The sequence below is a fragment of the Paenibacillus xinjiangensis genome (assembly GCF_059686975.1).
The window spans coordinates 78,250-97,745 of sequence record NZ_JCAALS010000005.1 but is presented as its reverse complement, the minus strand read 5'-3'; the positions used below and the strand labels follow the sequence as shown (position 1 = coordinate 97,745).

At 49.5% G+C, this 19,496-nt stretch carries 20 protein-coding genes; all 20 read left to right on the top strand.

The features are described 5' to 3' along the window. Positions 1 to 5 precede the first annotated feature (5 nt). The 20 genes from AC6ESP_RS06970 (at position 6) to AC6ESP_RS06875 (ending at position 19,494) form a co-directional block, all read left to right on the top strand. Positions 6 to 1,166: an FtsW/RodA/SpoVE family cell cycle protein gene (locus AC6ESP_RS06970; RefSeq protein WP_497095973.1), complete on the top strand. Its 1,161-nt coding sequence runs from the start codon at positions 6 to 8 to the stop codon at positions 1,164 to 1,166. A 161-nt stretch (positions 1,167 to 1,327) separates the two neighbouring features. After that, positions 1,328 to 2,245: a peptidoglycan DD-metalloendopeptidase family protein gene (locus AC6ESP_RS06965; protein WP_497095972.1), complete on the top strand. Its 918-nt coding sequence runs from the start codon at positions 1,328 to 1,330 to the stop codon at positions 2,243 to 2,245. Continuing rightward, positions 2,238 to 3,119 (top strand): M50 family metallopeptidase, encoded by an 882-nt coding sequence (locus AC6ESP_RS06960; protein WP_497095971.1) that lies wholly within the window; start codon positions 2,238 to 2,240, stop codon positions 3,117 to 3,119. Before AC6ESP_RS06965 ends, AC6ESP_RS06960 begins: the two co-directional genes overlap by 8 nt. Before the next feature lie 75 nt (positions 3,120 to 3,194). Further along, positions 3,195 to 4,457 (top strand): Rne/Rng family ribonuclease, encoded by a 1,263-nt coding sequence (locus AC6ESP_RS06955; protein ID WP_497095970.1) that lies wholly within the window; start codon positions 3,195 to 3,197, stop codon positions 4,455 to 4,457. 160 nt (positions 4,458 to 4,617) lie between these two features. Further along, a complete protein-coding gene (gene rplU, locus AC6ESP_RS06950; RefSeq protein ID WP_497095969.1) occupies positions 4,618 to 4,929 on the top strand; it encodes a 50S ribosomal protein L21 in 312 nt (103 codons plus the stop codon). Between the two features lie 12 nt (positions 4,930 to 4,941). Then, a complete protein-coding gene (locus tag AC6ESP_RS06945) occupies positions 4,942 to 5,277 on the top strand; it encodes a ribosomal-processing cysteine protease Prp (RefSeq protein ID WP_497095968.1) in 336 nt (111 codons plus the stop codon). Between the two features lie 17 nt (positions 5,278 to 5,294). Further along, positions 5,295 to 5,606, top strand: a complete 312-nt coding sequence (rpmA, locus tag AC6ESP_RS06940; RefSeq protein ID WP_497095967.1) for a 50S ribosomal protein L27 — start codon at positions 5,295 to 5,297, stop codon at positions 5,604 to 5,606. A gap of 122 nt (positions 5,607 to 5,728) precedes the next feature. Continuing rightward, positions 5,729 to 6,469 carry a Spo0B domain-containing protein gene (locus AC6ESP_RS06935; RefSeq protein ID WP_497095966.1) on the top strand — a complete coding sequence of 247 codons (741 nt, stop codon included), beginning with the start codon at positions 5,729 to 5,731 and terminating at the stop codon, positions 6,467 to 6,469. Positions 6,470 to 6,482: 13 nt separating this feature from the next. Then, positions 6,483 to 7,802, top strand: a complete 1,320-nt coding sequence (gene obgE / locus AC6ESP_RS06930; RefSeq protein ID WP_497095965.1) for a GTPase ObgE — start codon at positions 6,483 to 6,485, stop codon at positions 7,800 to 7,802. A 116-nt stretch (positions 7,803 to 7,918) separates the two neighbouring features. Then, positions 7,919 to 8,356, top strand: coding sequence for an ACT domain-containing protein (locus AC6ESP_RS06925; RefSeq protein WP_497095964.1), 438 nt, complete (start codon positions 7,919 to 7,921; stop codon positions 8,354 to 8,356). A gap of 24 nt (positions 8,357 to 8,380) precedes the next feature. Beyond that, positions 8,381 to 9,667: a homoserine dehydrogenase gene (locus AC6ESP_RS06920; RefSeq protein ID WP_497095963.1), complete on the top strand. Its 1,287-nt coding sequence runs from the start codon at positions 8,381 to 8,383 to the stop codon at positions 9,665 to 9,667. 59 nt (positions 9,668 to 9,726) lie between these two features. Further along, a complete protein-coding gene (thrB, locus tag AC6ESP_RS06915) occupies positions 9,727 to 10,701 on the top strand; it encodes a homoserine kinase (protein ID WP_497095962.1) in 975 nt (324 codons plus the stop codon). Beyond that, a complete protein-coding gene (gene pheA, locus AC6ESP_RS06910; protein WP_497095961.1) occupies positions 10,698 to 11,573 on the top strand; it encodes a prephenate dehydratase in 876 nt (291 codons plus the stop codon). The genes thrB and pheA overlap by 4 nt, the downstream gene beginning before the upstream one ends. A gap of 171 nt (positions 11,574 to 11,744) precedes the next feature. Beyond that, a complete protein-coding gene (locus AC6ESP_RS06905; RefSeq protein ID WP_497095960.1) occupies positions 11,745 to 13,775 on the top strand; it encodes a LysM peptidoglycan-binding domain-containing protein in 2,031 nt (676 codons plus the stop codon). 241 nt (positions 13,776 to 14,016) lie between these two features. Next, the gene (locus AC6ESP_RS06900; protein WP_497095959.1) at positions 14,017 to 14,601 is read left to right on the top strand and encodes a BofC C-terminal domain-containing protein; all 585 of its coding nucleotides are present in this window, start codon (positions 14,017 to 14,019) and stop codon (positions 14,599 to 14,601) included. Between the two features lie 200 nt (positions 14,602 to 14,801). Beyond that, positions 14,802 to 15,302, top strand: a complete 501-nt coding sequence (ruvC, locus tag AC6ESP_RS06895) for a crossover junction endodeoxyribonuclease RuvC (protein WP_497096103.1) — start codon at positions 14,802 to 14,804, stop codon at positions 15,300 to 15,302. Next, positions 15,299 to 15,922 (top strand): Holliday junction branch migration protein RuvA, encoded by a 624-nt coding sequence (gene ruvA / locus AC6ESP_RS06890; protein WP_497095958.1) that lies wholly within the window; start codon positions 15,299 to 15,301, stop codon positions 15,920 to 15,922. The genes ruvC and ruvA overlap by 4 nt, the downstream gene beginning before the upstream one ends. Before the next feature lie 20 nt (positions 15,923 to 15,942). Continuing rightward, positions 15,943 to 16,944, top strand: a complete 1,002-nt coding sequence (gene ruvB, locus AC6ESP_RS06885) for a Holliday junction branch migration DNA helicase RuvB (RefSeq protein WP_497095957.1) — start codon at positions 15,943 to 15,945, stop codon at positions 16,942 to 16,944. Between the two features lie 9 nt (positions 16,945 to 16,953). Beyond that, a complete protein-coding gene (locus AC6ESP_RS06880) occupies positions 16,954 to 17,394 on the top strand; it encodes a thiol-disulfide oxidoreductase DCC family protein (protein WP_497095956.1) in 441 nt (146 codons plus the stop codon). Further along, positions 17,395 to 19,494, top strand: coding sequence for a SpoIID/LytB domain-containing protein (locus AC6ESP_RS06875; protein WP_497095955.1), 2,100 nt, complete (start codon positions 17,395 to 17,397; stop codon positions 19,492 to 19,494). It abuts the gene before it with no gap. Positions 19,495 to 19,496: the final 2 nt, after the last annotated feature.

Here is a 19,496-nt window from a genome sequence, read left to right as displayed (position 1 = left end):
GCCTTGTGCTCAATAAACTAAAAAAAATCGACTGGGGTATCATAGCTATTCTCATTTGTCTAATGGTGATTAGTACGATCCTAGTTAGAAGTGCTACCTATGGCAACACTGGCGCATACCAGAATTATGATGTGAAGACGCTGATCTTCTATGCTCTAGGCTTTGTGGTCGTGTTCGTATGTACCTTGTTCGATTATCGAATATTGCTCAAAGGCTGGTATATTCTATACGGCATTGGGGTTTTGCTGCTTATTCTTGTGTATTTCTTCGGGGAAAATATTAACGGTGCCTCGGGTTGGTTCAAGCTTCCTGGTGGCTTGTTATCATTCCAGCCGGCCGAGATAATGAAGATTTTCCTCATCATTGGTATTGCTTATATTATGGGCAGGCGCCAAGGAGAACGGCTAACCTTTTCACAGGATTTGTTGCCTATTGGAGCGTTTGCGTTCCTGCCGTTCATTCTTGTTATGATACAGCCAGACCTTGGTAATGCCATTATTTATTTGGTCATCGTGCTCGGCATGCTGTGGATTGGTAATGTGAAATATACGCATGTGCTCGTTGGCCTCGGAACGGTTATTGCCGGTATTATGCTGTTCATGACGCTGTTCAATACCTTTAATACGGAAATCAAGGATTATTTGTCTGATCAGAATAAAGAGCATTGGTACAAAAGGATTAACACCTTCGTGAATCCGGAAACAGCCTCGAGCGATGACAAGCATCAATCCGAGAATGCCAAGATTGCCATCGGTTCGGGTGGACTCAGCGGTGATGGTTATTTGCAGGGAGACATGCTGAAGGGCAAGTTCATTCCTTATCCGTATTCCGATTCCATCTTCGTAGTCGTTGGCGAGGAATTCGGGTTCCAGGGCTCAGCGATACTGCTGCTCCTATATTTCTTACTCATCTATAGGATGATTATAATCGCCTTTAAGTGCTACGACCTTCGGGCGTCCTTTATCGTCATCGGGATTGCCTCGATGTATGTGTTCCAGATCTTCCAGAACATCGGCATGATGATTGGTCTGATGCCTATTACCGGCATCACCCTGCCTTTCATCAGCTATGGCGGTACGTCTCTGCTGCTGAATATGATCTGTATTGGAGTCATATTCAGTATCAAAGCGCATCAAGAGAAATACGAGCTTGCTGACAATGCTTAATAGGAGAGCGCTTGTCCCTAGACCTTGGGATAAGCGCTCTTTTTGCACCCTGCCCGCATACTTGTCTCCCCTATCACATAATTATGATAGAGAAGGAACAAGCTCTCGTGTGCGGTTGAGCTGGCTGTATGCTCGCATGCCAGGGAGGGGGAGGGATCGAGATGAACGCGAAGGATGGTATTCGCAGGCGGCAGCAGGAGAAGATCAAGAGGCTGATGGAGCAGCAGGCTTCACCTCGCGCGCCGCAGCGCTGGACACCGGAGCCAAGCCATATGGAACCAGTAGTATCGCATAGGCATGAGCTTCTATCGGACGAGCCTGATCCGGAGAAGCAGTGGAAGACGAATCCTAACCCCTGGTTAGGCTGGGAGTCGAAGGAGCTGCCAGTTATCAGGAATAGATGGGATGCTGAGGATGAGCCGAATTATCCGATGAACCCTAACGAAGGCGGGAGGTGGCATGGATTCCGCAGGGAGCTGAAATGGAAGCTTACAGCGGCTGTGCTGATGTTCGGGGCAATATGGGGCATGTTCCAATATGAATCAAGCTGGTCAATAGAGGGCCGTGCATTAGTGAAGAACGTATTAACAGAGGATATGGATTTCGCTGCTGCCGCTGCTTGGTACAAAGAGACTTTTGCAGGGGCGCCTTCCTTCATCCCAATCTTTGATCATAATGTGGAGAAGGATGCTGAGCTTGCGGATGGTTCAGTGAAGCTTCCAGTTGTCTCTCCATTGCCTGGAGGTGCCATAGTTCGCACTTTTGCAGAGCTGCTGAGTGGTATTGAGCTGGCTGGGACATCTCTTGAGCAGGTTGCCGCTGTAGAGACCGGCCGCGTTCTGCTCGTATCCGAGCCGAGTGATACAGGCATTACGATAGTGATCGAGCATGCAGACCAGCGGACGACGGTGTATGGCAGGCTGGGCAAGGCCTTGGTTAACGTCAATGATTGGGTGGAGGCAGGAGAAGGGATTGGAACTCTGCTGGAGGCCAAGGCTGATGAGCCCAGCTTGCTCTACTTTGGCGTGAAGCAGAATGATCGCTTCATCGACCCTGTGAGCGTGATACCGCTTGATTAAATGGAAAGGCATCCGCTGGTCTGCGCACCCTCTATTTGTAATCGTTATGATAGGCTCCGTTATTACCGGTTATTTTGCAGAGCTGCTCACCTTGTTCGTCATCGTGCTAGTGCATGAACTGGGACATGTTGTCGTAATGAGGGCGTTCGAATGGCGCATTCGGGAAGTAAAGCTGCTTCCGTTCGGAGGCGTTGCTGAGGTTGAGGATGCAGGCAGCATCCCAGCTATGGAAGAGGCGCTGGTAGCGATAGCAGGACCGCTGCAGAATCTGTGGATGGGGCTTCTAGCCTGGGGGCTGGGACAGCTCGGTTGGTGGGATATGCAGTGGGCGGAATATGTGTGGCAGGCGAATATGATGATCGGACTGTTCAACCTGCTGCCCATTTATCCATTAGACGGAGGGAAGCTGCTGCAGGCAGCATTCAGCTATAGCTTCAATTTCTATACGATGATGAAATGGACGGCCTGGATCAGTCTTGCACTGAGCGCATTAATGATCGTATATTCGCTCTTTACAGCCGTTCTTTCAGATAAAGGTATTCAGCTTAATCTACTGGTCGTAGGATTATTTCTATTGATTACGAATTGGACTTATCAGCGGAATATTCCTTATCTATTCATGCGTTTTCTCATGCACCGGGACCAGGTAGCTGTTCGTAAAATAGCGAAGGGCATCTTGGCTAGCCCCATCATTGTTGGTGAGAAGCAGCCTATTATCTCGGTCGTCAGATTGCTGTGGCGCGAGCAGTATCATTTGATCTACTTGATGGAATCCAGCGGCCGTGTTCTGATGGTTGTGCCAGAGCAGTTCGTCGTGGAGAGATATTTGACGGAGAGGAATCCATATCGTTCCATTATTGAGCTGCTCAGATAAGTCTATTTACTTGCGAACATCCGCTTACGTTGTGTTAAAATAGAAAGAAAAAACGTATAGGCGGTGATGTTCGGGATGAAGCAGATGTTGATGCACGGTCACGGCGGGATGCTGCAGACAGCCGTGCTCAAGGATGGGCGGCTTTTGGAATTTTTTATGGAACGATCGGAAAACAGCGGATTGGTAGGCAATTTATACAAAGGAAAGGTCATCAATGTACTCCCGGGCATGCAGGCCGCCTTTGTCGATATTGGGCTAAGCAAGAATGCGTTCTTATACATAGATGATTTGCTGCATCCGCATCTCGAGAAGCAGCCAGCGCAGAAGCCTCCGATCTCCGAGCTCGTCCGCCCTGGACAAGAACTGATCGTGCAGGTGATGAAGGAGCCCCTGGGAGGCAAGGGAGCAAGGGTCACTACTCACTATTCATTGCCAGGCCGATGGCTGGTCTACATGCCGGAAGCGGGCTATACTGGCGTATCCAAAAAAATCAACAGTGAGAGCGAACGGACGCGGCTGCGTCATATCGGGGAACAGATACGTCATGAGAATGAAGGCGTTATATTGCGTACGGCAGCTTCACAGGAGACGGAGCAGTCGCTGGGAGCAGATGTTGTACAGCTCAGGCAGCTGTGGAACAGCATCGTTGAACGAGCAGTTCATGCGAAGGCGCCTGCCGAGCTGCATCGGGAAGCTGGCCTGCTGCGACGCGTCGTAAGAGATACGTTAACCTCCGATATGGACGAGGTATGGATAGATGATGCTTCCCGCTATGCGGATGCAGCCATTCTAATGCAAGAAATGATCCCCCAGCTCGCAGATCGACTGCGAGTATTTAATCATTCACAGACTCCTCTATTTGATTACTTCGGTGTAACCGATCAAGCGAATGCTGCCTTTCAGAGGCATATCCGGCTCGAGAGCGGAGGCTCGCTTGTCTGGGATGAAGCTGAGGCGCTTACCGTAATTGATGTCAACACAGGGAAATTCACAGGTCAGATCGATCTAGAGGATACGGTATTCAAGACGAATATGGAAGCCGCTGATGAAATTTCGCGTCTGATGCAAATTAGGGATACCGGCGGCATTATTGTCGTTGATTTTATTGATATGGAGAACGAGGCCAATCGGGATCGAGTCTTGGCCCGCATGGTGGAATGGTCGAAGCGCGATCGCACTAAGTGTACAATTCTAGGCTGGACAAGGCTCGGTCTGCTGGAATTGACACGCAAAAAGGCACGTGAGAACGCTGTACAGCAGCTTACTGAAAGATGCAGCATCTGCGGCGGTACAGGGAAGAAGAGCGTCCATATCGGAAATGCTATAGGCAGTAGTTGATCTATTGATCAATATATGATAGAATGTTCTGGTTATGTCTGATATTGCTATTCGGCAACAGACAAGCAGATACCGCTCCGATCGGGTTATAAGCGTAACTGGCGTAAGCCGTTGCCACCTGGGTCAGGCGAGTCTTCGACAATAAGGAGGTGCACCATCTATGTTCGCAATCATTGAAACTGGCGGTAAGCAATACAAAGTTCAGGAAGGCGATGTAATCTACATCGAGAAACTGGACGTTAACGCAGGAGAGAACGTAACGTTCGACCGTGTTTTGGCCGTGTCCAAAGGTGAAGGTCTTGTAACTGGAACCCCGGTTATTTCCGGCGCTACTGTTTCTGGCAAAATCGAGAAACAAGGCAGAGGCCAAAAGATCATCGTTTACAAATACAAAGCCAAAAAGAACTACCGTCGTAAACAAGGTCATCGTCAACCGTATACGAAAGTAACGATTGAGAAAATCCAAGCGTAAGAGGGATTTTCTATGATATCAGTTACAATCACACGGAGAGCCGCTGACAGACGGATTGTAGCTTTCAATGTCCAAGGACATGCGAAATATGCAAAGGCCGGCAAAGACATCGTCTGCGCTGGTGTATCGGCCGTAACGGTTGGTACCGTCAATGCTATTGAAGCGTTAGCAAGCCTCGAATTGCCGTATTCCATGAAGAATGGCTGGTTATCCTCGGATATTCCAGAGCAGGACAACAAGGAAGCGGATGAGAAGGTACAGCTTTTACTTGAATCGATGGCGGTTATGCTCGGCACAATCGCATCATCATATGGCAAATATGTCATTATGCAAGAACAACTTCTTTAATGAAGGAGGAAATAACCATGTTGAAATTGAATCTTCAGCTTTTCGCATCGAAGAAAGGTGTAGGTTCCACAAAGAACGGACGTGACAGTCACTCGAAGCGCCTTGGCGCTAAACGTGCTGACGGTCAACTCGTATCTGGTGGCAGCATTTTGTTCCGTCAACGCGGAACAAAAATTCACCCAGGCAACAATGTGGGCATCGGTAAAGACGACACTCTGTACGCGAAAGTGGACGGCGTCGTTAAGTTTGAACGTTGGGGACGCGATCGCAAAAAAGTGAGCGTATATCCAGTTGATCTGGCTCCGGTAGCCGCAGCAGTAGAAGCCTAATAGCAGCAAGAGCCCCGGCCTGAATGATAGGCCGGGTTTTTTTGCTTCTTCAAGACCTTTCAGCAGATTATACTTGCATGCTATACTGGATAAGCTAGGAAACAAGCAGAAAGTGGGATCAAATGATGGATCGCATAAGAACGGCAAAAAGGGCAGCTGCAGCCTCAATTGTGCTGCCGTGTGCTGCTGTGCTCATCTGGCCTTCTTCAGTATGGTTACTTGCACTTTTTCTCGTTTGGCTGACGACAGCAGCGGCAATATGGATATGGGCTGAACGTAGCGAGCATACACAGCGGCTGGAACGTACAGTACATACGCTGCAGGCCGCAGGAATAAGGACGCTTAATCATCATCGACATGATTGGATGAATGATTTGCAGGTTCTGTATGGCTATATTCGGATGAAAAAGCCGGATAGAGCGGTGGAATACGTGGACAAAATAAGAGATCGTATGATGCTAGAAAGTCAGATTGCGAAGCTTGGAGTACCTTCACTAGTTAGTTATATTCAATCCTTCCGCACACTAACGAATTCTTTGCAGCTTCATGTGAAGATTGATCAGGATATAAATATAAGTGAGCTGCCAATTGACGGCCAAGAGGTTGCAGAAACGTTGATGCAGCTCATTAATGCTTATCGGTTCGCAGTTAAGCCCGGTTTTGGCGATTCGTCAACTCTAACATTAGAGCTGTCGACGGATGGTCAGACGTTGTTTGCGGCATTTTATTATCAAGGCGAGCTGACTGGTGAAGAGCAGTTGACTAACCAAATAAAACAGCAGTTGGAAGGCGCGCCCCTGCAGTTGATTGAACTAGAGCATCTGCAGGATAAAATTCTGCTGAAGTCAAAATTGCGCGCTTGAACGGGGGCACATCATGTTTGTCGATAAAGCGAAGATATTTGTAAAAGGCGGCAATGGGGGCAATGGAATCGTCTCCTACCGTCGAGAGAAATACGTGCCGGAGGGCGGACCAGCTGGCGGAGACGGAGGCCGAGGCGGAGATATTATTTTCCGAGTGGATGAAGGCCTTCGGACGCTGATGGATTTCCGTTATCAGAAGCACTTTAAAGGTCCAGCTGGCGAGCGGGGCAAAGTGAAGAACATGCATGGAGCAGGTGCAGACGATATGATCGTACGCATTCCTCCGGGCACGGTTATTATCGATGATGATTCACAAGAAATCATCGCCGATCTGACTCGTCATGGACAAGAGGTAGTCGTTGCCAAAGGCGGACGAGGCGGACGAGGCAATACTCGCTTCGCTACCCAGAACAACCCGGCTCCAGATATTGCGGAGAACGGTGAAGAAGGTCAGGAGCGCTGGATTACACTTGAGCTTAAGGTTATGGCCGATGTTGGTCTAGTTGGATTCCCAAGTGTAGGCAAGTCCACGCTGTTGTCAGTCGTATCAGGAGCGAAGCCGAAGATAGGCGCGTATCATTTTACAACGATTACACCTAACCTAGGGGTTGTTGATGTAGGTGAAGGACGCAGCTTCGTTATGGCGGATCTGCCTGGACTTATTGAGGGCGCTCACGAAGGCGTGGGGCTTGGACATGAATTCCTGCGACATGTAGAGCGGACTCGGGTCATTATACACGTTGTGGATATGGCCGGCTCAGAAGGACGCGATCCATTCGATGATTGGAATAAAATTAACGAAGAGCTGGTCTTGTACAACGAGAAGCTGGCTCATCGTCCACAGATTATTGCAGCCAACAAGATGGACATGCCGGAAGCGGCTGACAACCTGGAGCTGTTCAAGCAGCAGGTAGAGGAAGCGAGCGGCGAGCGGGAATATATGATCGTTCCTATCTCCTCCCTCACGAAGCAAGGTATTCAGGAGCTGCTGTACAAAGCGGCTGACACACTGGACGCTATTCCTGAGGAGCTGGACATTGAGGATGTGAAGGAAATCTCTGAGCGTAAAGTATACACGCTTGAGAAGAAGGATGACACTTCATTCACTGTTCGCAGAGAAGATGAGATCTATGTTGTTGAAGGCGTCAGCATTGAGAATTATTTGAAGCGTATGAATATGAATTCCTACGATGCGATTATGCGCTTCGCTCAAATTATGCGTAAAATGGGTGTAGATGCAGCTCTTCGGAAAAAAGGCGCGAAGGATGGCGATACGGTACGTATTGCAGACTTCACGTTTGAATTTTTTGAAGGCAGAGATTATATCGTTTAGGGAAACCTGTAGAAGGCGGCGCAAGCCGTCTTTTTTTTTGCCTATTGCCGCGACCTGCATATTCCGATATAATGTCCATTATAGAAGTACAATTGTCTTTGTAGGGAGGACGAATAATGGCGCAACGTTATTATGTCGTTCGGGAGGATATGCTGCCGGAAGCGATTATAAAAACCATTCAAGTGAAGGAAATGCTTGGACGGGGAGATGCGGCAACCGTACATGAGGCAGTTGAGCGAGCAGGACTGAGCCGGAGTGCATTCTATAAGTATAAAGATGGTGTATATGCTCTGCAGGAGCTTGAACGCGAGCGTATCGTAACGATATCGATGGATTTGGAGCATCGTTCCGGCGTATTGTCGAAGGTTCTCGCCTTAGTGGCTGGACTTGAAGGAAGCGTACTGACTATGAATCAGAGTATTCCGCTTCAGGGCTATGCCAATGTCGTTCTTTCTGTCGATATTTCACAGCTTACAGGTGAGCTGTCAGCACTTATAGAAGTACTTCGCAGCGAACAAGGTGTACGCAAAGCTTCAGTCATCGGACAAGGTTGAATAATGGTTGATGGAGGGAAATAGATGAAGCCAGTTAAGGTAGGTTTGTTAGGATTAGGTACAGTAGGTACTGGTGTTGTTCGTATCGTAGAGGGGCATCAGGAGGATTTGCAGAGCCAAGTGGGCTCGCCGATCGTTATTGAGAAGATTCTTGTTCAGAATAAATCCAAATCCCGTTCGATTGCGATCGATTCGTCCAAGCTGACGGAGGATCCTTGGGAAATTATAAATAACCCGGACATCGATGTCATTGTTGAGGTTATGGGGGGCACAACATCGACGAAAGAATACATCCTGGAGGCACTGGCTAGCGGCAAGCATATCGTTACAGCTAATAAGGATCTCATGGCGCTTCATGGACAGGAAATTCTGGCCAAAGCGCAGGAGCATAGCTGCGATGTACTGTATGAAGCGAGTGTTGCCGGTGGTATTCCGATTATCCGGACACTTGTAGACGGCTTCTCTTCTGACCGTATCACGAAGATCATGGGGATCGTCAATGGAACGACCAACTATATTCTGACGAAGATGAGCCAAGAGGGCGCATCATACGATGATGTGCTGAAGGAAGCGCAGGATCTTGGCTATGCGGAGGCTGATCCGACTTCTGATGTGGAAGGCCTTGATGCTGCACGCAAAATGACGATTCTTGCATCACTTGGCTTCCGTGCAAAGGTTGAGCTTGAAGATGTATCTGTTCAAGGAATGTCCGGCGTTAGCCGTGAGGACATCCTGTATGCCAAGCGCCTCGGCTATGAAGTGAAGCTGCTGGGCATTGCGGAGCGTCAGGATGATCAATTCAGCATCAGCGTACAGCCCACTATGGTTAAGCAATCACATCCAATTGCATCCGTTAATGGCGTATTCAACGCTGTATATGTATATGGCGAAGCGGTAGGTGAGACGATGTTCTATGGGGCAGGCGCAGGCGAGATGCCTACAGCAACCTCAATCGTATCTGACCTGGTTGCAGTCATTAGGAATCTGAAGCTTGGCGTGAACGGCAAGCAAGGTCTGTTGACTTATAAAGAGAAGAAGCTCAAGACAGATGAGCAGATTTCCTCGAAGTATTTCTTATTGCTGCATGTAGATGACCGTGCGGGAGTACTGGCACGTATTACACAGGTATTCGCTGATTTCGAGGTGAGCCTTGAATCTGTCCTGCAGCAGCCTAATCCTAACAATCCAGTGGCTGAGATTATCGTCATCACACATGACGCCAATAAAGCTGCTATTAATAAGGTGCTTCAAACGTTCGAATCGCTTGAAGTTATTCGTAAGGTGAAGAGTGTTTACCGCGTCGAAGGGTAATCTTCCCCGCACCAACGTTATGCACCATTATATAAGTGGGAAAAGGAGCTTTACCCGTTATGAATAATCGCCGCGTAATTGTGAAAGTGCCGGCTAGCACAGCTAATCTGGGTCCCGGCTTTGATACTCTTGGAATGGCATTATCTCTCTATTCTTGGATCGAGCTGTCGGCGTCGGAGAAGACGACCTTCCAGCTTCACGGAGAACAGATGAAGGGTTTGCCAACAGATAAGTCTAATCTCATCTATAAAGTTGCCCAGCTGGTATTCAAGGAAGCTGGTGTAGCGGTTCCTGAACTGAATATTGCGATGTATAGTGATATTCCGCTCACACGAGGGCTTGGCAGCAGTGCTTCCGCTATTGTAGGGGCACTGGTCGCAGCGAATGCATTAATTGGCAGCCCGTTGGACAATGACAAGCTGTTCCAGCTTGCAACTGCCTTGGAAGGGCATCCTGACAATGTCGGAGCCTCCTTGTTCGGCGGTATCGTCGTATCCGCATGGGATGGCGAGCGGGCCGACCAAGTACGGCTGGAGCCGCATGAACGGCTGGAGACGCTAGTCGCGATTCCAGCCTTCCAGCTGTCGACGGAGAAAGCGCGCCACGCGCTGCCGTCGCAGATCAGTATGGCCGACGCCGTGTTCAACGTCGGCCGCAGCTCTCTGCTCGTCGCGGCGCTGGCTAGCGGCGAGCTTGGACTCATTCGTCATGCCATGAAGGATCGGCTGCACCAGCCCTATCGGGCAGCGCTCATTCCCGGCATGACTGAAATTCTGGAGCGCGCTGTTGAGTTCGGCGCGCTCGGAGCAGCTCTCAGCGGGGCAGGGCCAACGCTGATTGCATTCGTTGATGCGGCTGGCAGCCAGAAGCAGGAACTGGAGAATTTTCTGCTTGCTACACTCAAGAATCAGGGGATAGAAGCAGTGACCATCTGGCTGAAGCCAAGTTCGTCAGGTCCAGAGATTACGATAGAGAATAGCATCGAGACTTCGCTATCTTTCATGGATCGTATTAAAGGAGAAGTTCGCTCATGAAGACAATCGCAGTGCTTCCAGCAGGCTCCGTTTCAGATGAAGCGGCAAGGCAGCTGTTCGCGAGGCAAGAGGTACAATGGGACTATCACCGGCTTATCGCCGATGTCTTCCTGTCTACTGTAAATAAAGTTAGTCAATATAGCGTTATTCCGATCGAGAACACGATTGAAGGCTCTGTGAGTCTTCATATGGACTGGCTGGTGCATGAGGTAGATCTGCCGATCCAGGCAGAATGGGTATATCCATCTATTCAGAATCTCATCGGCAGACAATCCGAAGCAGCTGGGGAAGATGGGACTATTAATTTCAGCAAGATCAAAAAAGTGATCAGCCATCCTGTCGCGATTGCACAATGCTTGCAGTTCTTGCGTACTTATCTGCCGCAGGCAGAAACGGAGACAGTTGGAAGCACATCCGAGGGTGTACGAATCGTTAACGAGAATCCAGGTTCAGGCTGGGCAGCAATCGGGACGAAGACTGCAGCCGGGAACAATGGATTAGATGTCCTAAGAAGTGAAATTACAGACCATAACAATAATTTCACAAGGTTCGTGCTTGTTGGGGAAGAGCCGTTCACTTCCCGTCATTCCGACACAAGAAAAACAAGTATTCTCATTACCTTGCCTGAGGATTATCCAGGTGCTCTTCATCAGGTATTGTCGGCATTCTCATGGCGCAAGATCAATCTCTCGAGAATTGAATCGAGGCCAACGAAGAAGAAGCTCGGCAACTATTATTTTTATATTGATGTAGAGATGGCGCTGGAAACCGTACTGCTTCCTGCGGCAATAGCTGAGATTGAAGCTCTGGGCTGCCAGGTTCGGATTCTGGGAAGCTATCCAAGCTTTAACTATGAGCAATTAATGAAATAGAACGATCTCTTCGCAATAGTGGAGCCACGCAACGGGTTTAAGTTGACGGGTTCCACTATTTTTTTTGCCAAATTGGAGACACCTGCCCATGTTCTGCATAGGATGTAATGATTGATAGCAGGCATTAGCCGTGCCGGTTATACAAAGATCGTGACAGGAGGTTTTGAAGCGGTGAAAATTTATGTTGTGAAGAAAGGCGATACATTGTATTTCATAAGTCAGAAACATAATGTGTCGATAGAAGAGATTCTTAAGCTGAACCCCGCTATAACAAATCCGGATGTTCTTGATGTCGGTATGAAGCTGAAGATTCCTTCCACATCAGGAGGCACTGGCGGGATGGATATTATGCATCAGCATGTGGTGAAGCAGGGGGATACGCTCTGGAAGATGTCCAAGGCTTGGGGGGTGCCTCTGGCGGATATGATTAAGGCCAATCCACAGCTGAAGAATCCCAATGTTCTACTCACGGGAGAAATTGTCAACATACCGAAATCAGGCCATGGAAGCGCCGAGCTGCCTGCAGCTGAGGGCGTAATGAATGAAACAACTTCTGGAGGCGGACTGCATCCGCTCCATCCGATGTCGCTCATGCAGGGCGTGCAGGGGTTAGTAGGGAAGAAGCCAACAGGTCAAATACCAACGCAGACGTCACCGGCTGCAGGTAAGGCGCCAACCGCTCAAATACCGACACAGACCTCGCCAATTGCAGGCAAGACGCCAACAGCGCCTATTACTGAGCCCAAACCGACTGCCCCTATTGAGAAGCCAGTGGCGCCGGTTGCTGAGACGCCAATGCCTAAACCGACAGTGAAGCCGAATGTACCAGCTCCTGCACCTGCACCTAAATCAGTTGCTGTAAAGCCATCCACGAAGACGCTGCCGATTGAGAAGCCTGCGGAGAAGAAAGTGCTTCCGATTCATGCAGAGAACAAACCGAATATGGATTTATTCCAGCAATTCAACATTCCAGCAACAGAAGCTTCTTCGCCAATCCAACAGCAACCGATATACAACGGCTATGGATACAGTAATCCAAGTGTATCGCCAGCTCAAGGAGGAACAGGCTACGGAGGCTGGGCACAGCCTATGCCATTCGGTGCTAATGTCAGTCCGGCCAGTGAGAACGGACCAGGCCACTTCATCTGTCCTCCTGGAACGATTCCAATAGCTGATGCTCATGCATACGGCTATGGCTACGGACATGGCTATGGTCATGGTCATGGACATGAGGCAGTATCGCCAGTGAATGCCGGTCCTGAAACATATGGCTACAGCTACGGACATGGCATTGTGTCACCAATTAATGAAGGTCCTGAAACATATGGCTACGGCTACGGTCATGGCGCAGTATCGCCAGTGAATAGCGGCCCTGATTGTGACAACGGAGGAGTCTCACCAGCAGGCTGGGGCCCAGACACATATGATCATGGCTATGGTTATGGGCATGGCCATCATCATGGGATGGTGTCACCAGCTAATGTAGGTCCTGGGCATGGTCACGGCTATGGCTATAGCTATAGCTCAAATCAAATGTCTCCAGCAGAGATGGGTCCGAATAACGTAATGCCGGCGCAGATGGGTCCGAACGCATGGCCGCAGAACATCATGCCAGCAGAGATGGGTCCGAATAACGTAATGCCGGCGCAGATGGGTCCGAACGCATGGCCGCAGAACATCATGCCGACAGAGATGGGTCCGAATAACGTAATGCCGGCACAGATGGGCCCGAACGCATGGCCGCAGAACATCATGCCGACAGAGATGGGTTCGAACGCATGGCCGCAGAACATCATGCCAGCAGAGATGGGTCCGAATAGCGTATTGCCAGCGGAGATAGGTCCGAACGCAGGATGGCCTGGTCAAGTTAGTCCGGAGTCACAAGGCTATGGCTATGGCCACGGTCATGTGTCTCCCGCAGGTACCGGCCCTCATGGGTATGGTTACGGGTATCCAGCTTGGGGCTTCCCTCCTTTCCCCCCCTATTCCACATCGCCCACTCAGACAGCTGGAGTAGCAGAGAAGCCATGCGGCTGTAAGGATAAGCGTGAGGATGAGGCAATAGCCAAGGTGGATGCACAAGAAGAGACTAAGAGCAAAACAGTGATTCAGCGCAAAGGTGGCAAAAAAGCGGTTATTCGCACAGTAGCTGCGCGCTCCCGTCAATCCAAGAGAAATAGCCGGCCGTGGATTAACCGTTAGATTAACATTCCAACTAGAATCAAGCGCTTCTCACTCTTAGGGGTGGGGGGCGTTTTTTTTAGGTATAGAAGGCATTCGGAGATAGCTTGTGATGATCCATTATGCTTCGGGCAGCCGTGCATATATATGGAAGTTTGGAGTTAAACTATGTCAAAAAGAAAGAAGGGGCATTAATATGTTGGAATTCAGCCTATGGAAACATATAAAGAAGCATCTCCGCCGTCGTCGAGGTTCATCTTGGATGCTTGGTGCAATACTCGCCTTGATGACCTCGCTGCTGTTAGCTGCATGGAGTTCAACTGCCGATGCTGCAGCTCATGTCGATCAGCGTACACCTGAAGCGAGTCATTCAAGCATTATAGAGCTGCTCAAGGAGCATAAGGGACCTCTGACGGTTACGCTTCATCGGGAGTACATCTGCGGAGAAGAGACGCGTCCACTAGGACGTATGGATGCGGCCCAGATTATTCGCCTGCTGATGTCCCATCCGGAATGGAAGGCCGTGCTTGCTCCGGATGGCCAGACCGTTCTGCTCGAGCAGCAAATCGATGAATTCTCGGATGAATGCCGTTCGAACGCTTATATAGGAATGGACAGGAATGGGAATCTGACTCTATTCGACGGGTTGCCGAAGAAAGAGAAGGTTGTGCGGACCTTTTTTCAATTAGATGTTCAATATATGGAGAGCAGCCTGCCTCAGGAGAAAGTGGATCAGCTCTCTCAAGGTATCAAAATCTCCGATGTTGATGAATATAACAGTGTGCTTTCTACCTTCAGTGATTTTGCTGTACAGGATCATGAAAGAGTCATGAATCCGACCTATTAAAGGTCGACTATGATGTCATAATAGGACAAGCTGCCAAGGGTCATTAGCAATAATGATTAAGGCAGCTTATTTTTTTGTGCGGCAGCTCGGTGGGGGAGTTGTCAGGTATCGTCAAACGCGTGTTCTCATATGCACCATCTTTTGCTATAATGGACGGAGTGAAGTGGTTTTGCATGGCAAAACCTGAGGGAGTTGGCGTATTGCGCATTTTAGGAATTGACCCGGGTATCGCTATAGCGGGTTTCGGATTCATTGATAAGAACGGACATAAGCTTACCCCTGTCCAATATGGCTCGATTGAGACGGCTGCCCATACGCCGCCAGAAGAGCGCCTTGTACAAATCTATGATTCAGCCGTTGCGTTGATGGATAAATACAAGCCTGATGCTGTTGCTGTAGAGAAGCTGTTTTTCAACAAAAACGTAACGACGGCCTTCGCGGTAGGACAAGCGAGAGGTGTGATCATATTAGCAGCTGCCCAGCGCGGCTTACCCGTTGCAGAATACACGCCGCTACAGGTGAAGCAGGCGGTCGTTGGATATGGAAGAGCAGAGAAGCGTCAAGTGCAGGAAATGGTCAAAATGTTCCTTAAGCTGTCTGCTGTACCGAAGCCAGATGATGTAGCGGATGCACTTGCGGTGGCGATTTGCCATGCACATTCAGCTGTATTATCGCAAAAAATAAATGAGGTGCTTCGATGATTGATTTTTTACGAGGCTTAATTGCCCATGTGGATTCTGAATATGTTGTTCTAGACGTAAGAGATGTCGGTTATCGTGTATTTACGCCTAATCCATACGCCTTTATGAACAAAGAAGAAGCTGTGACCGTCTACATACATCATCACGTCCGCGAGGATGCTATATTGCTGTACGGATTCCAGTCTAGAGATGAGCAGACGCTGTTCCGCAAGCTGCTCGAAGTGTCTGGCATTGGACCAAGGGTTGCGCTTGGCATATTAGCAGGCGGTAAGCCGGAAGCAGTTATTCATGCCATTCAACAGGAGAATTTAACATTCCTTACGAAGCTGCCGGGTATCGGCAAGAAGACTGCGCAGCGCATGGTGCTTGATCTGAAGGATAAGCTGTCAAGCTTCATAGCGGATGAAGGCTTGTTTGCGACTAATCTTGGAGCAGACACTGTTCAATCCGAGCAAGCAGAAGAAAAGGCATGGGAAGAAGCACGCGAGGCGCTGGCTGCTCTTGGCTATACACAGGCAGAGCTGGACCGTGCTTGGGCTGCGCTGCAGCCAACGGTTACGGCTGGGGATACGGTAGATTCCTTAATTAAACGAGCTTTGCAGCAGCTGTTCAAAGGGTAACGGAAAGGAGCTGAACACAGTTGGATGATAGAATAATTTCCGCGAACCTGATGATGGAAGAGCAAGCGATGGAGCTAAGTCTTCGTCCTCGTTATTTAGCTGAATATATCGGGCAATCCAAAGCCAAGGAGAATCTGAAAATATATATCGACGCGGCCAAGATGCGCAAGGAAGCGCTGGATCATGTGCTTCTATACGGACCTCCTGGGCTTGGCAAAACAACACTGTCTAACATTATCGCCAATGAGCTTGGCGTGAACTTGCGGACGACCTCTGGTCCTGCCATTGAACGCCCCGGCGATCTGGCTGCGCTGCTGACGAATTTGCAGGAAGGCGATGTATTGTTCATTGATGAGATCCACCGGCTTAACCGTACGGTAGAGGAAGTATTGTATCCGGCTATGGAGGACTTTGCTCTAGATATCATGATAGGGAAAGGACCAAGCGCCCGCTCGGTTAGACTCGATCTCCCGCCATTCACATTAATAGGGGCAACGACAAGGGCTGGCCTGCTGTCAGCGCCGCTGCGAGACCGATTCGGGGTCATTAGCCGACTGGAGTTCTACACCATGGAAGAGCTCGCGTATATCGTGTCTCGTTCCTCGGAAATATTCGATATTGCTATTATTGGGGAAGCTGCGCAGGAGATTGCCATGCGCTCAAGGGGAACGCCGCGTATTGCTAACCGTCTACTGAAGCGGGTGCGAGATTTCGCGCAGGTTCGGGGAGACGGCATTATTACGCATGAGATTGCTCAAGCGGCCTTGGAGCTGCAGCAAGTCGACCAAGTTGGACTCGACAGTATCGATCACAAGATGCTTCTTGCGATGATGACTACCTTCGCTGGCAGACCAGTAGGTCTGGATACGATTGCAGCTTCTATTGGTGAAGAGAGTCAAACGATTGAAGATGTGTATGAGCCTTACTTGATGCAAATTGGTTTTCTGCAGCGGACTCCTCGCGGCCGGATTGCAACGGATCAGGCGTATCGGCATCTCGGTATGCCTATACCAGAGAGATGACATTAAGCCTTGTCTGATAAGGAAAAGCTTTATGTTGTCTATGATGGAGAATGCAGGCTCTGCATAGCAACCATTACGAGGCTGCAGGAGCTTCGTACGAAGGCGAATATTCAATACATGACGCTGCAGAAGCTTCGTCTGAGCAATGAGTCTCAGCTTGTTCCTGGGATGGAGCAGATATCTGATGAGACACTTCGCGAGAAGCTTCATGTTGCGGACGAGCAGGGACATATTTATGCAGGTGCAGACGGAGTCATACGAATTATGAGGACGCTAGCGGGTCTTGGACCGCTAACAGCTATATATGCCATACCTGGCATGAAGCCGATCGGAGATGCAATATATCGCTACGTGGCGAAACATAGGTATGATTGGTTCGGCAAAGTGGAGCAGAGCTGCTCTACAGAAAGTTGCCATCTACCCAACCAATGGGGAAAGGGGAACGATTAAATGAAAACAACTTGGTCTTATAAAAGAATGACATTAGTTACGCTGATCGGTCTGCTGCTGGTATCAACTTGGACCGTTAAGCCTTCACAAGGCGCTGTTCCTCAGCTCGATTCAATAAGGGTCGCTATTTTCTTGCAGTTTCCGAATAAATATCAGGTGAACACCTCAGCTGCAACGCTCTCATCACCAGGAGGCCTATCAATTGGTATGCGCCAGCCAGCAGGAACAGAGGAATGGATGAAGGTGGGCGCCTCCGCACAAGCACGGTTTGCCAAGGACGATTACAAGGTGAAAGTAGCGGAGACGGCAAGCTTCGATACGGCTCTATCTGTATATAAAAGATTGCAGGCTTTATCTGGCAGTGCCTTCATTACTTCCTTGAACAAAAAAGGCAAGAAAGTGTATCAAGTAACGGAAGGAACTTATGATACAGCTGCTCTGGCTACGACGGCTATGACCAAATGGACGGCAGACAGCGAGATTAAGAAGCTTACGGCCAGCGTCAAGCAAGAGCTGCAGGGTCCGCTCCATCTGGAGATGGGCAGTTACTCGACACAAGCGGAGGCAGTCAAGGCCTCAGCTGTATTCGAAGCAGCAGGAGTAGATACGTTTGTAGCCATCCGCAAGACCGAAGGAGCTGCGGCTCGCTATTCAGTGATGGTAGGGGCCGTGGCTACTACAGCGGAGCTTGACTTGGTGAAACTAGCAGCGGGTGCTGATGGCAGCAGCTTGAAGCCAGCCGGCAGCAGCTCCTATATGCTGCTGCGGAACGATCATACAGTGACAGCTGCAGCTTCGAGCTCACTTACGATGTATACATTCCCGGTGAATGACTCCAAAGTATGGGTTGCCCCGGCATCCTCGGATCCGATTAAGCTAACGGAGCGGTATAACCGGACTTACCGCGGAGCATTCGAGATTAGTGAGTTTAATGGCAAGCTGGCTGTAGTGAATGAGCTGCCGTTCGAGCAGTATCTCTATTCTGTCGTCGGTGGAGAAATGAGTGCGTCTTGGCCTATAGAAGCGTTGAAGGCACAGGCGGTATCCGCTCGTACTTATGCTCTCTATCAAGGCTTCGGGTATCAAATCGCTCATGTCGTAGACAGCGTCAACAGTCAGGTATACGGCGGTACAGGAGCGGAGAAGCCTTCTACAATTGAGGCAGTAGACGCGACAGCTGGTGAGGTCATCCTCTATAATGGCAAATTAATTGAAGCACTATTCTCCTCCAGCACAGGTGGGGTGTCGGCAGATGCAACAGAGATATGGGGCAATGCAGTAGCCTATCTCAAAAGCGTGTCCAGCCCCGACAGCTCATCCGAGAAAGGGCTCTATTCTTGGTATAGAGTAGTGCTAGCGAGCGGCTCAACTGGCTATGTTCGTGAGGATCTGCTCGACGATACTGGCAGTAAGAATGAAGCTGGATTAGCGATTATGCAAGTGAATACAGATGGCTCGAAGGTTCGTAAGATGCCAATTATTGACGACACTGCAGCCTTAATCGGGCAATTGGATAAAGGTACAAAGGTTGCTATATTAGAAAAAGTCGTGCAAAATAATCAAATGTCATGGGTAAGAGGTCCATATACGTCGGCTGAGCTTGTTGCTTCGATGAAGGGGCAGACAACATCTGCCGTTGCAGGACCGATTACGACGCTCGAGGTTAGCAAGCAAGGACCGTCTGGGCGGGTAATCGAGATGCAGGTGAACGGGAAGGTGCTTCCTGTGAGATATCCTGTTAATCTCCGCCCGGCACTCGGCGGATTGCCCAGCACCTTGTTCAAGGTAGATGAGACAGCGAAGGTATCGATACTTGGTGGGGGCAATGCATCAAGGACGAAACCGAATGATACAGGGGCCGTATATGTCATTGGTGCTGGAGGCAGTGTCAAGCAGGCTGATTCCAATCTGTTCATTATGAATGGGGATGGGAAGGTTCGGGCCTCTACGAAAGAAATCACCTATCGGTTTACGGGAACAGGGAATGGACACGGTGTCGGTCTATCTCAATATGGTGCACTCTCGCTTGCACAGTCGGGGTATGACTATTCCTATATCTTGCAATACTACTATAAAGATGTAACCATCGCTAAGGAATGATT